This is a genomic window from Streptomyces sp. NBC_00670 (genome assembly GCF_036226765.1).
Taxonomy (GTDB): domain Bacteria; phylum Actinomycetota; class Actinomycetes; order Streptomycetales; family Streptomycetaceae; genus Streptomyces.
The window spans coordinates 5,825,841-5,838,965 of record NZ_CP109017.1; the positions used below are offsets into that span (position 1 = coordinate 5,825,841).

Sequence of the window (13,125 nt, forward strand, 5' to 3'; positions counted from 1 at the left end):
TTCGTCTCTCCTCGTTCGTCGTTGAGCTGCTGGGGGTGGTGCCGGACCCTTGTCCAGGGTCCGTAAGCCCTTACTGCTGCCATGGGCATGACAGCGACATGCAGACGCGACTGTGCGGAGAAAGCGCTTTCTGGACAACCGTGAGAGTAGGACCGCCCCCACCGCCCTGGCAAGGTGCCGTACGCACACGCGCGAGGCACCGCACGCACACAGCAGAGCGGGCCCGGAAGACTCTCCGGGCCCGCCCCTCGCGTGCTACAGCCGTGCCGTCACCCCAGCAGCTCCACCTCCGACAGCGTCGCCTCGCCGTTCAGGACCAGCCGGTAGTGCGCGTAGGACCGCGCGTGCGGGATCGAGAACGCCCGGGTCTGCCGGTCCCAGCGGAAGGACTCGCCGGAGCGCTTGTCCAGCGTCCGCCAGTGCGTGCCGTCGCTGGAGGCCTGCAGCGTCCAGCCCGTCGGGGCCTTGGTGTGGTCGGCCGGCGACGTCAGCGTGTACTGGGCGGCCTTGGCGCGGTCGCCCGACAGCGGCAGGTCCACCGTCGTCGCGCTCGCCTGTGTCGCCGAGGTGTTGTCGAACAGCGCGCCCTCGTCCTTCAGCACGTCCGCCCGGGGCGTGGGCACCTTGTCGTCCTTCGTCACCGACACCGGCGCGTCGTGCTTGCCCGTGCCCCACGAGGACGGCTTGGCGCCCATGTCGAAGTCCAGCACCCCGCCGCGGGAGAGCAGCGAGTGCGGCAGCGACGTCTTGTTCCACCGCTTGCCGTTGACCCGCAGCCCCTGCACGTAGATGTTCTTCATGCTGTTCTTCGGCGCCTTGACGACCAGGTCGTGGCCGTTCTCCAGGTGCACGGTCGCCTTCTTGAACAGCGGGGAGCCGATCGCGTACTCGCCGCTGCCCATCACCAGCGGGTAGAAGCCGAGCGCCGAGAACAGGTACCAGGCCGACTGCTCGCCGTTGTCCTCGTCGCCGTGGTAGCCCTGCCCTATGGCGCTGCCGGTGTAGAGGCGGGAGAGCACCTCGCGCACGTTCTTCTGCGTCTTGTACGGCTGCCCGGCCGCGTCGTACATGTAGGTGATGTGGTGCGCGACCTGGTTGGAGTGGCCGTACATGCCCATCCGTACGTCACGCGCCTCGATCATCTCGTGGATGACGCCGCCGTAGGAGCCCTTCAGGTCCACGGAGGCGGTCTCCGGGGTCGAGAAGAACGTGTCCAGCTTGTCGGCGAGCTTGTCCTTGCCGCCGTACAGGTTGGCCAGTCCCTGGCCGTCCTGCGGCACGGTGAAGGCGTAGCCCCAGCCGTTGGTCTCCGTGTAGTCGTAGCCCCACACGCGCGGGTCGTACTTGTCGGAGGCCACCCGCCAGTTGCCGTCCTCGTCCTTGCCCTGGAAGAACCCGGCCTTGGAGTCGAACAGGTTGACGTAGTCGCGGGCGCGGTTGAGGAAGTACTCCGACTCCTCCTTGTAGTGCTTCTTGTGCGTCTTCTTGTACAGCGCCGCGCCCATCTGCGCGATGCCGTAGTCGTTGACGTAGCCCTCCATCGCCCAGGACAGGCCCTCGCCCGTGCTGGTGCTGGTGTAGCCGAGGAAGGGCGAGGTCGTCATGCCCTTGCGGCCGACCCCGGAGGAGGGCGGGACGACGGTGGCGTTCTTCAGCGCCGCGTCGTACGCCGACTCGGCGTCCATCTTCACGCCCTTGACGTACGCGTCCGCGAACGCCACGTCCGAGGACGTGCCGGTCATCAGATCCGCGTAACCGGGGGAGGACCAGCGGGAGGTCCAGCCGCCGTCCTTGTACTGCTGGACGAAGCCGTCGACCATCTCACCGGCCTGGGAGGGCGTCAGGAAGGAGTACGCCGGCCAGGTGGTGCGGTAGGTGTCCCAGAACCCGTTGTTGACGTACACCTTGCCGTCGACGATCTTCGCGCCGGTGTGCGTCGGGGTGTTCTCGCCCGTCGCCTTCGAGAACGGCGAGGCGTACTGGTACTTCCCGTCCACCTTCTCGAAGCCCGAGTTGGGGTACAGGTACAGCCGGTAGAGCGAGGAGTACAGCGTGGTCAGCTGGTCGGCGGTGGCACCCTCGACCTCGACCTTGCCGAGGATCTTGTCCCAGGCCTGCTGCGCGCTCCGCTTCACCGAGTCGAAGGAGCGGCTGTCCGGCAGCTCCCGCGACAGGTTGTCCTTCGCCTGGTCCACGCTGATCAGCGAGGTCGCCAGGCGCAGGGTGACGGCGTGGTCGTGGCCCGCGTCGAAGCGCAGGTAGCCCGTGACGCCGGAGGACGAGCCGTCCTTGACCGCCGAGTCGAACCTGCCGTAGAGGAACAGCCGGGTCGCGCCCGCCGAACCGCCGGACTTCACGTCCGAGTAGCCGGTGATGACGCCGTTCTCCTTGTCCAGGGTGAGGCCGCCCTCGTCCCGGATGTTGTCGAAGATGACGCTCGCGTCGTCACCGGGGTAGGTGAAGCGCATGGCCGCCGCGTGGTCGGTCGGCGCCATCTCGGCCTTGATGCCGTTCTCGAAGGTCACGCCGTAGTAGTACGGGCGGGCGGTCTCCTTCTCGTGGCGGAAGGGGAGCTGCCGGGCCGTCTTGCCGGTGTCCGGGGTGCCGGAGGCGGCCGACGGCATCACCTGGAAGGTCTGCCGGTCACCCATCCACGGGCTGGGCTCGTGGCTGGCGCTGAACGCCTGGATGGTCGGCAGGTTGTCGTCGTTGTTGCCGCGGGAGTAGTCGTAGAGCCAGTTCTCCACGCTCGCGTTGGTCACCGGCGTCCAGAAGTTGAAGCCGTGCGGGACGGCCGCGGCCGGGAAGGTGTTGCCGCGCGAGAAGCTGCCGGTGGAGTTGGTGCCGCGGGTGGTCAGCGCGTAGTCGGACAGATGCGCCTTGGGCCGCTCGGGCGCCGCGACCTTCAGCGACACGTCGTCCACCCAGCCGCGGAACTTGGCCGGACCCTTGGCGGAGTCGTAGGCCACCAGTATCCGGTCCACGGTCTTCCCGGCGGCCACCGAGCCGATCGAGGAGAGCACGTCGTTCCACTGGTTGACGTAGAGGATCTTGGCGTCGCCCTGCCCGCGCGGGGTCAGCGGGAAGCCGTGCTGGTCCTGCGCGCCCAACTGGCTGAGGTAGGTGCCGTCGGTGAAGGCGAGGTCGACGGAGACGTTGGTGGCGTCGTAGTCGAGGTCACCGGACGCCATCGAGGGGAAAATCCTGTACGACAACTGCGTGTTCCGCTCGACGCGCACGTTGACGTCGAAGACCTTGTTGTACGAATACGCCCGGCCGTCCGCCTTGTGCCGGCCGGCGTACCGCAGCGCCCGCTTGCCGGTGAAGCCGGCGCCGGACTTGGCGGTGGGGGACCCGGTGGGGCCCTGGTCCACGAGGCTCAGCATGTCCTCGGGCGTCGTGGCGACATGGCCGTCGGAGAACTGCACGTCGGCGAGTTGGAGGATGTCCGCACCGTGGTTCTTGGTGAAGTCCAGCCGGAAGTGCTGGTACTCGGCCGGCGCGGCCAGGTCGTAGGTGTTGGTCGTCTGCCGGTCGGCGAAGGACTGACCCGTGCGGGTGTCGACCGTCTTCCAGTCCTTGCCGTCCGTGGAGCCCTTCAGGGTCCAGTCGGCGGGGTCGCGCTCGACGACGTCGTTGGCGGAGGTGAGGGCATAGCTGGTGAGCTTGACCGGGGCGTCCAGGTCGAACTCGACCCAGCCGGTCCTGTCGAACGTCAGCCACTTGGTGGTGGGCTCGGTGTCGACGAGGTTCTCCTTGACCTCGCCGCCCTGCGTGTTCTCGGCGCTGGCCCGCACGCCGGTGACGTGGTCGGTGACGCTGCCGGGAATGCCGGTGCTGTAGCCGCCGTCGACGCCCGAGGCACGCTTGGCGCCGCCGGCCGTCGTGTCGACGGTGTTGACCCACGTCGGGGCCGGGTCCCCCGACTCGAAGGAGGAGCTGAACTCCCGGTCGGCCTTGGCCGCTCCGGCGGGCCGGGCCACGGCGGCGCCCTGGGAGGCCACCACCAGAGCGAAGGCGGTCGCTGCCACGACCGCCGAGGGACCCCATCTGTGCCGAGCTCTGTGCTGCATGCGCGAGAACCCTTCCTGCGCGAATCGGTAAGAAGTAACGGACAACGTTGTCAACTTCGCGCGCAGAGACCAGTAGGGGTTCAAGTGGCCGCCGGTGTCAAGGGTGTTGCCTGCGGCATACGGGTCCCCTGCCACGCGGACCCGGCCGCGATTCCTGCAACGGACAAGGCCGGGGAGTTGTCGATCTTCGCATGGGGGCCGCACAGGAAGCGCATATTTCCGGCGGCTCGGCGTCCGCGCGCCACCCCGGGATCCGCTCACATTTCCGCGAGGTCTCAACTCGGAAAAGGCGTCCGTCAACCTTGCGTTCGATCTTGCTCCGCCGCGGGGAAGTGGACTATACCTGTCGGCGTCCGGCTGGCCGTCACCTCGTGGTACGCGCCGACGGACACGCACGACCCGGGGGGAATCGGGGGGCGGCGGATCTCCAATGCGCACGAGTGAGTGCCGTATCGTCCCTTTCGGTTCCCTCGTGCACGACCCCAGCTTCACATCACCGCGGTGCCGGGGAAGGATCCGGTTCACCGCCTGAGTCCTGGAGAAGGCGAGGACTTGAGCATGGGATCCACTTCCGCCGAGCACAGTTCCCCCAAGACCGGCACCGACGGGTACACCACCCCCTCGGGAGTCGGCCGCCGCGACCTGATCAGGCGCTCCGCGGCGCTCGGCCTCGTCTCCGTTCCCGCCATGGGCTTCCTCTCCGCGTGTGCCAGCGGCGGCGGGGGCGGCGAGGAGAAGGCCAAGGCGGGCAAGAAGACCGACAAGAACCCGCTCGGCGTCAACGACACCGCCCAGATGGAGTTCGTCCTCTTCGACGGCGGCTTCGGCAAGGAGTACGCCGAGGACGCGGTCAAGATCTACGAGAAGGACTTCCCGAAGGCGAAGGTCAAGTTCTCCGCCACCCAGAAGATCCAGTCCACCCTGCAGCCCCGCTTCAACGGCGGCACCCCGCCGGACCTCATCGACAACTCCGGCGCCGAGCAGATGGACATGGGCGTCCTCGTCGGCAAGAACCAGCTCGCCGACATCACCCCGCTGCTCGACGCCCCGTCCTACGACGACCCGAGCAAGAAGGTCCGCGACACGCTGCGCCCCGGCATCGTCGAGATGGGCCAGTTCGACGGCAAGCCGGTGTGGATCATGTACTACGCCTACACCGTCTACGGCGTCTGGTACTCCCAGAAGGCGCTGGACTCGCTCGACGCGACGTACCCGGAGACCTGGGACGACATGCTCGCGGTGTGTGCGAAGGCGAAGAAGAAGGGCATGGCCGGCTGGACCTACGCCGGCAAGTACCCCTACTACATTCCCTTCTCGCTCTACCCGATGATCGGCAAGGTCGGCGGCCGCGAGGTCCTGGACGCCATCGACAACCTGGAGCCCAACGCCTGGAAGCACCCGGCCGTCAAGGCCTGTTTCGAGGCGTACTACGAGCTCCAGCAGAAGGGCTACATCCTCAAGGGCACGCCCGGTCTGGACCACATCCAGTCGCAGACCGCCTGGGCCAAGGGCGAGGCGCTGTTCATCCCGAACGGCTCCTGGGTGGAGAACGAGTCCGCCAACGTCATCCCCAAGGACTTCGACCTCGCGGTCTCCGCGCCCACCGGCATCGACTCCTCCGACAAGATGCCCTTCGGCACCATCTGGGCCTCCGGCGGCGAGCCGTTCATCGTCCCGGCCAAGGCCAAGAACGGCGCGGGCGGCATGGAGCAGCTGCGCATCATGCTCAGCGAGGCCTCGTCGAAGAACTTCACCTCCAAGGTCAAGTCGCTCACCGCGTTCAACGGCGGCACCGACGGCATCTCCCTGACGCCGGGTCTGAAGTCCGGTGTCGCGGCGCTGGACAAGGCCGGCGACAACGTGGTGAACCCGCGGATGCAGGACTGGTACGTGAAGCTCCAGAAGGAGCAGATCGGCGTCTCCGGGCTCGGCGAGATGATGGCCGGCCGGGCCACCCCGGCGGAGACCATCAAGAAGATCCAGGGCTACGCCGACGCCGCCGCCAAGGACGACTCGATCAAGCACTACAAGCACCAGTAAGCGGCACGCTCAGCACACCGGTGCCGCCGCCGGTGACACCCCTTCGCGGGCGTCACCGGCGGCGGCGCCCGCCCAGAGACCGAGGTCGGTGGCAATGCAGCACGGCAAGTACCGGTTCATCGTGGGGTTCCTCGCGCTGCCCCTGGGGCTGTACGCGCTCTTCGTGATCTGGCCGTTCATCCAGTCCATCTACTACTCGTTCACGGACTGGACCGGCCTGAGTCCCGAGTTCAAGACCGTCGGCTTCGACAACTACACGAAGATGTTCCACGACGACATCTTCTGGAAGTCGCTGGAGCACAGCCTGCTCTTCGCGGTGCTGCTGCCGGTGGTGACGATCAGTCTGGCGCTGTTCCTCGCCTTCATGATCAACGTGGGCGGGCGGCGCCGCCGCGGCGGTCCGGCCATCACCGGGGTGCGCGGCTCCTCGTTCTACAAGATCGTGTACTTCTTCCCGCAGGTGCTGTCCATCGCCATCGTGGCGTTGCTGTTCGCCTTCGCGTACAACCCGGACAGCGGGGCGATCAACTCGGTGTTCCGCGGCCTCGGGCTCGACAGCCTCCAGCCGCTCTGGCTGGGCGACCCCAACCTCGCGCTGTGGTGCGTGATGGCGGTGCTCGTCTGGTCCACCGTGGGCTTCTTCGTCGTCCTCTTCTCCGCCGGAATGGCCTCCATCCCGGCGGATCTCTACGAGGCGGCGCTGCTGGACGGGGCCGGCCGCGCGAGCACCTTCTTCCGGATCACCCTGCCGCTGCTGTGGGACACCGTGCAGTCCGGCTGGGTCTACATGGGCATCCTCGCGCTCGGCGCCGAATCGTTCGCGGTCGTACAGATCATGACGACCGGACCGGGCGGTCCCGACTATTCGACCACCGTGCTGGTCCTGTACGTCTACCAGAAGGCCTTCCGTGACGGTCAGGCCGCCTACGCAACCACGATCGGTGTCGCCCTGCTCGTCGTCACGCTGCTGTTCGCGGCGGTCGTGATGCGGCTGGGCCGGCGCGAGCGGCTGGAGTTCTGAGAGCCATGAAGACGACCGAGACCCCCGCCCCCGTACCGGCCGAGTCCGGTGTCACCGTGACCAGGGCCGACCGCCCCGCCGCCAAGCCGCCCAAGGAGCGCAAGGAGGGCGGTGTCCTCAACGTCTTCTCGCACGGCATGCTCGTGCTGTGGGCGGTCATGGTGGTGATGCCGCTGCTCTGGGCGGTGATGACGTCCTTCAAGGACGACAAGTCCATCTTCTCCTCGCCCTGGGCGCTGCCGGACACGCTGCACTTCGACAACTGGTCGCGCGCCTGGACCGACGCCCACATGGGCGATTACTTCTTCAACACCATTCTGGTGGTGGGCGGTTCACTGATCGGCACGCTGGTGCTCGGCTCGATGGCGGCGTACGTGCTGGCCCGCTTCGAATTCCCGGGCAACCGGTTCATCTACTACCTGTTCATCGGCGGCATGAGTTTCCCGATCATGCTCGCGCTGGTCCCGTTGTTCTACGTGGTGAACAACATGGGCCTGTTGAACACGATTCACGGACTGATCCTGGTCTACATCGCCTATTCGCTGCCGTTCACGGTCTTCTTCCTGACCGCGTTCTTCCGTACCCTGCCCACGTCGGTGGCGGAGGCGGCCTTCGTGGACGGTGCCTCGCACACCCGTACGTTCTTCCAGATCATGCTGCCGATGGCCAAGCCCGGCCTGGTCAGCGTGGGAATCTTCAACTTCCTGGGCCAGTGGAACCAGTACATGCTGCCCACCGTGCTCAACACCGACCCCGACAAGCGGGTCCTCACCCAGGGGCTGGTCCAGCTCGCCGCGAGCCAGGGCTACAAGGGTGACTGGTCCGGACTCTTCGCCGGCCTCGTGATGGCGATGCTGCCGGTCCTCGCGGCGTACATCGTCTTCCAGCGGCAGGTGGTACAGGGGCTGACGGCGGGTGCCCTGAAGTAGCCGAACCCCCCTCTGAAGAGGGAGAACGCCGCCGAGCGCCCCGGCGCCCGACCGTCGTGACGCGCCGCCCCCGGCCCCCGGGGGCGGCTTCGCGGCGTGTCCCGCCCCGGTGGCCGGTCGCGTGTCGAAACGGTTCAACCTCTTGACGGGAGGCAACCCGAACGGCTCAGCTTAGAGTTCACTAGTTGGACACGGACGGGGCCTCGCCGAAGCGGTCCCGCGCGCAGGAGGTCGTCGTGGAGACTCCAGGGTCGCAGTCGTCGCTGCACCGAGCCAACCTGGAGCGGGTCGTACGTGCCGTACGCCTGGCCGGGTCGCTCACGCAGGCGGAGATCGCGAGGACCACGGGTCTGTCCGCGGCGACGGTCTCCAACATCGTGCGGGAACTGAAGAACGGCGGCACGGTCGAGGTCACCCCCACCTCGGCCGGCGGCCGCCGGGCCCGCAGCGTCTCGCTCAGCGGGGACGCCGGCATCGTCATCGGCGTCGACTTCGGCCACACCCACCTGCGCGTCGCCATCGGCAACCTGGCCCACCAGGTGCTCGCCGAGGAGGCCGAACCGCTGGACGTGGACGCCTCCGCCCCCCAGGGCTTCGACCGGGCCGAGGAGGTCGTCAGCAGGCTGATCGAGGCGACCGGCGTGGACCGCGCCAAGATCGCCGGCGTCGGCCTCGGCGTGCCCGGGCCGATCGACGTGGAGTCGGGCACCCTGGGCTCCACCGCCATCCTGCCGGGCTGGACCGGCGCCCGCCCCGCCGAGGAGCTCCGTGAGCGCCTCGGCGTGCCCGTGCACGTGGACAACGACGCCAACCTCGGCGCCCTGGGCGAGCTGGTCTGGGGCAGCGGACGGGGCGTGAAGGACCTCGCGTACATCAAGGTCGCCAGCGGCGTCGGGGCCGGCCTCGTGATCCAGGGGAAGATCTACCGGGGTCCGGGCGGCACGGCGGGCGAAATAGGACATATTACACTTGACGAGTCGGGTCCGGTCTGCCGCTGCGGCAACCGCGGCTGCCTGGAGACCTTCGCCTCGGCGCGCTACGTGCTGCCGCTGCTGAGGTCCAGCCACGGCACCGATCTCACGCTGGAGGGCGTCGTCCGGCTGGCACGGGACGGCGACCCGGGCTGCCGGCGGGTCATCGCCGATGTCGGCCGACACGTGGGCAGCGGAGTGGCCAATCTCTGTAATCTGCTGAACCCCAGCCGAGTGGTCCTCGGCGGCGATCTCGCCGAGGCCGGGGAGCTCGTCCTGGGGCCCATAAGGGAGTCCGTGGGGCGCTACGCCATCCCCAGTGCCGCCCGGCATCTGTCGGTGCTTCCGGGGGCCCTCGGGGGCCGTGCGGAGGTGCTCGGAGCGCTCGCTCTCGCGCTCAGTGAGATGGGTGATTCGACCCTTCTGGACGGGTCTGCCCCCGTGGCCACCCCTGCCTTCACTTAGAGAACGGATGGCACCGTTGCCATCTCGTTAAGGATTTACTTCTTGACGCCGCACGTGTGGCCGAGTTGACTTCCAGCCACCTCGGCCGCAACGTCGCGGCCTCGTCAGGGAGGTTTCTGAAGTGAACACGCGTATGCGTCGCGCCGCCTTCGCGGTCGCCGCCGGTGCCATGGCCGTCTCTCTCGCGGCCTGTGGCAGCGCCAAGGAGTCCAAGGACAGCGACTCCTCCGACTCCTCGTCCGCGGCGAAGAAGGGCGACAACATCACGGTCGGCCTGCTCCTGCCGGAGAACAAGACCGCGCGGTACGAGAAGTTCGACAAGCCCCTGATCGAGAAGAAGATCAAGGAGCTCACGAACAACAAGGCCAAGGTCCTGTACAACAACGCGCGGCAGGACGCGAACCTGCAGTCGCAGCAGGTCGACACGATGATCACCAACAAGGTGGACGTCCTCATCGTCGACGCGGTGGACTCCAAGGCCATCAAGAACTCGATCCAGAAGGCCGTGGACAACGGCATCAAGGTCGTCGCCTACGACCGCCTGGCCGAGGGCCCGATCAGCGGCTACACCTCGTTCGACAACGAGCAGGTCGGCAAGGCCCAGGGCGAGGCCCTGCTGAAGGGCATGGGCGACAAGGCCAAGAAGTCCTCCAAGATCGTCATGATCAACGGCTCGGTCACCGACCCCAACGCCGCGCAGTTCAAGAAGGGCGCGCACTCCGCCCTGGACGGCAAGGTGACCATCGCCAAGGAGTACGACACCAAGGAGTGGTCGCCGGACAACGCCAACTCCGAGATGGAGGCCGCGATCTCCGCCGTCGGCGCGAAGAACATCGCGGGCGTCTACTCCGCCAACGACGGCATGGCCGGCGGTGCCATCACCGCCCTCAAGGCCGCCGGCATCAAGGTCCCGGTCACGGGCCAGGACGCCGAGCTCGCCGGTGTGCAGCGCATCCTCACCGGTGACCAGTACATGAGCGTCTACAAGTCCTACCCGCAGGAGGCCAACGTCGTCGCCGAGCTGGCGGTCGCCGTGGCCAAGGGCGAGAGCACGGACTCCATCGCCAAGACCAAGGTCGACAGCGACAGCGCCAAGGGCATCCCCGCGGCCATCATCCCGGTCGTCTCGCTGACCACCGAGAACATCAAGGACACCGTCATCAAGGACGGCTACTACACGCTCGACGAGATCTGCACGGCCAAGTACAAGGACGCCTGCAACAAGGCCGGCCTCAAGTAACACCCGGCCGGCCGAGGGCCACTGAGGACCGCCCCCGCGGTCCCACGGGCCCGACGCACAGCGCGCCCCACCCCGTACGAGGGTCCACCCCCGGACCGCCGTACGGGGACGGGCACGCCCCCGGTACTCCGTCCGGCGCCCCGTGATCAACAGCCCCGCAAGCTCGTGCGGGGCGCCGGACGGATCACAATCCCCCCAACTTCTGTACAACCTCTCCGCCGGGTCAGGCGGCGAAGGAGATGGTTCACGTGTCCGCTACGCCCGTGCTGGCGTTGCGCGGGGTCTCCAAGCGGTTCGGTGCCGTCCAGGCGCTCACCGACGTAGAGCTTGAGGTCCACGCCGGTGAGGTGGTCGCCCTGGTGGGCGACAACGGCGCCGGAAAGTCCACGCTGGTCAAGACGATCGCCGGCGTGCACCCCATCGACGACGGTGTCATCGAGTGGGACGGCAAGGCCGTGTCGATCGGCAAACCGCACGACGCCCAGGCGCTGGGCATCGCCACCGTCTACCAGGACCTGGCGCTGTGCGACAACATCGACGTCGTCGGCAACCTCTACCTCGGCCGCGAGGTCAAGAGGTTCGGCGTCCTGGACGAGGTCGAGATGGAGCGGCGCTCCCGGGAGCTGCTGGACACGCTGTCCATCCGCATCCCCAGCGTCCGTATCCCGATCGCCTCCCTCTCCGGCGGTCAGCGCCAGGTCGTGGCGATCGCCCGTTCGATGCTCGGCGAGCCCAAGCTGGTCATCCTCGACGAGCCCACCGCCGCCCTCGGCGTCGAGCAGACCGCGCAGGTCCTCGACCTGGTCGAGCGGCTGCGCGAGCGCGGCCTCGCCGTGGTCCTCATCAGCCACAACATGGCCGACGTCAAGGCCGTCGCCGACAAGGTGGCCGTTCTCCGGCTCGGCCGCAACAACGGTGTCTTCGAGGTCAAGTCGACCTCGCAGGAGGAGATCATCTCCGCCATCACGGGCGCCACCGACAACGCCGTCACCCGTCGTGCGGCCCGCTCGAACGGGGAGGTCACCAAGTGAGCATCGACAAGACGTCCGCGACGGTGTCGAAGGACACCGCCGAAGCGGTCGAGAACCCCGAGGCGGCCGCCGGCGCCGATGTCGCCGTCGACCCCCGCCTCCTCGTCCGCGAGCAGGGCCTGGCCGGTTACATCGGCGAGTTCAAGCGCAAGATCAAGGGCGGTGACCTGGGGTCCATCCCCGTCGTCATCGGCCTGATCATCATCTGCATCGTCTTCCAGAGCCTGAACTCCAACTTCCTGTCCGCGCAGAACCTCAGTGACATCTCCGTCACGATGGTCGGCACGGGCATGATCTCGGTCGGCATCGTCTTCGTGCTGCTGCTCGGCGAGATCGACCTGTCGGTCGGCTCGGTCAGCGGCGCGGCCAGCGCCATCGCGGCCGTCCTCGCGGTCAACCAGGGCTGGCCCGAGTGGGTCGCCGTCCTCTTCGCCGTCGCCGCCGGCGCGGCCATCGGCGCGGCGCACGGCTTCTTCTTCGCGGTGCTCGGCGCCCCCGCCTTCGCCGTCACCCTGGCCGGCCTGCTGTTCTGGCTCGGCTTCATGCTGAAGGTGCTCGGCGAGAACGGCACCATCAACCTCGACAGCGACGGCTTCATCGGCAAGCTGACCACGTACTTCTTCTCGGACGTGGCCGCCGCCTACGGCCTGGCCATCGTCGTGGTCGTGCTGTTCTTCGTCAGCTCCTTCCTGGGCAACCGCCGCCGCGAGGCCGCGGGCGTTCCGTCCCGGCCGCTCAGCGACACCGTGCTGCGCACGGTCCTGCTCGCCGTGATCTCGTTCGCCGCGGCCGCGATGTACAACCAGTACAAGGGCCTGCCCCTGGCCACGGTGATCTTCCTGGCCTTCCTGGTGGGCAGCGACTTCCTGCTGCGCCGCACCGGCTACGGCCGCAAGGTGTTCGCGCTCGGCGGCAGCGTCGAGGCCTCCCGGCGTGCGGGCATCAACGTCACCTTCATCCGGATCTCGGTCTTCGCGATCGCCGGCGGGTTCTCCGCGATCGGCGGCCTCTTCCTGGCCTCCAAGATCGCCTCCGCCAACCAGAGCGCCGGTACCGGTGACCTGCTGATGAACGCGATCGCCGCGGCCGTCATCGGCGGCACGTCCCTCTTCGGCGGCCGCGGCCGCACGTGGAACGCGCTGCTCGGTGTGCTGGTGATCGTCTCGATCCAGTACGGCCTGCAGTTGGAGTCCATCGCGGAGCCGGTGAAGTACATGATCACGGCGGCGGTCCTGCTGACCACCGTGGTCATCGACTCGGTCACCCGCAAGACGCAGAAGACCGCCGGTCGCGCGTAGCGCGCGGCGTCGTCACCCCTCGTGCCCGGCACCCGCGCGGTGCCGGGCACAGGCATG

8 protein-coding genes are annotated in these 13,125 nt (G+C 67.9%); 7 read left to right on the top strand and 1 reads right to left on the bottom strand.

The window, feature by feature from the left end:
• Positions 1–269 precede the first annotated feature (269 nt).
• The gene (locus tag OIE12_RS25795) at positions 270–4,073 is read right to left on the bottom strand and encodes a GH92 family glycosyl hydrolase (RefSeq protein WP_329139215.1); all 3,804 of its coding nucleotides are present in this window, start codon (positions 4,071–4,073) and stop codon (positions 270–272) included.
• A 558-nt stretch (positions 4,074–4,631) separates the two neighbouring features.
• Here OIE12_RS25795 and ngcE point away from each other — a divergent pair.
• From ngcE to OIE12_RS25830, 7 genes are all read left to right on the top strand, one after another.
• Positions 4,632–6,113: an N-acetylglucosamine/diacetylchitobiose ABC transporter substrate-binding protein gene (gene ngcE, locus OIE12_RS25800; protein ID WP_329139217.1), complete on the top strand. Its 1,482-nt coding sequence runs from the start codon at positions 4,632–4,634 to the stop codon at positions 6,111–6,113.
• A 94-nt stretch (positions 6,114–6,207) separates the two neighbouring features.
• Positions 6,208–7,134 (top strand): carbohydrate ABC transporter permease, encoded by a 927-nt coding sequence (locus tag OIE12_RS25805; protein ID WP_030381676.1) that lies wholly within the window; start codon positions 6,208–6,210, stop codon positions 7,132–7,134.
• A gap of 5 nt (positions 7,135–7,139) precedes the next feature.
• Positions 7,140–8,063 (top strand): carbohydrate ABC transporter permease, encoded by a 924-nt coding sequence (locus OIE12_RS25810; RefSeq protein WP_329139221.1) that lies wholly within the window; start codon positions 7,140–7,142, stop codon positions 8,061–8,063.
• A 236-nt stretch (positions 8,064–8,299) separates the two neighbouring features.
• On the top strand, positions 8,300–9,499 hold the full coding sequence (locus tag OIE12_RS25815; protein WP_329142211.1) for an ROK family transcriptional regulator: 1,200 nt from the start codon (positions 8,300–8,302) through the stop codon (positions 9,497–9,499).
• 133 nt (positions 9,500–9,632) lie between these two features.
• Positions 9,633–10,739, top strand: coding sequence for a substrate-binding domain-containing protein (locus tag OIE12_RS25820; RefSeq protein ID WP_329142213.1), 1,107 nt, complete (start codon positions 9,633–9,635; stop codon positions 10,737–10,739).
• Between the two features lie 239 nt (positions 10,740–10,978).
• Positions 10,979–11,770, top strand: coding sequence for an ATP-binding cassette domain-containing protein (locus OIE12_RS25825; protein WP_030381680.1), 792 nt, complete (start codon positions 10,979–10,981; stop codon positions 11,768–11,770).
• On the top strand, positions 11,767–13,068 hold the full coding sequence (locus OIE12_RS25830) for a sugar ABC transporter permease (protein WP_329139224.1): 1,302 nt from the start codon (positions 11,767–11,769) through the stop codon (positions 13,066–13,068). The genes OIE12_RS25825 and OIE12_RS25830 overlap by 4 nt, the downstream gene beginning before the upstream one ends.
• Positions 13,069–13,125: the final 57 nt, after the last annotated feature.

Excerpts from the sequence above, each read along its gene's own strand:
- OIE12_RS25805 (WP_030381676.1), top strand. The coding sequence starts at position 6,208 with ATGCAGCACGGCAAGTACCGGTTCATCGTGGGGTTCCTCGCGCTGCCC.
- OIE12_RS25820 (WP_329142213.1), top strand. The coding sequence starts at position 9,633 with ATGCGTCGCGCCGCCTTCGCGGTCGCCGCCGGTGCCATGGCCGTCTCT.
- OIE12_RS25795 (WP_329139215.1), bottom strand. The coding sequence starts at position 4,073 with ATGCAGCACAGAGCTCGGCACAGATGGGGTCCCTCGGCGGTCGTGGCA.
- OIE12_RS25810 (WP_329139221.1), top strand. The coding sequence starts at position 7,140 with ATGAAGACGACCGAGACCCCCGCCCCCGTACCGGCCGAGTCCGGTGTC.
- OIE12_RS25825 (WP_030381680.1), top strand. The coding sequence starts at position 10,979 with ATGGTTCACGTGTCCGCTACGCCCGTGCTGGCGTTGCGCGGGGTCTCC.
- ngcE (WP_329139217.1), top strand. The coding sequence starts at position 4,632 with ATGGGATCCACTTCCGCCGAGCACAGTTCCCCCAAGACCGGCACCGAC.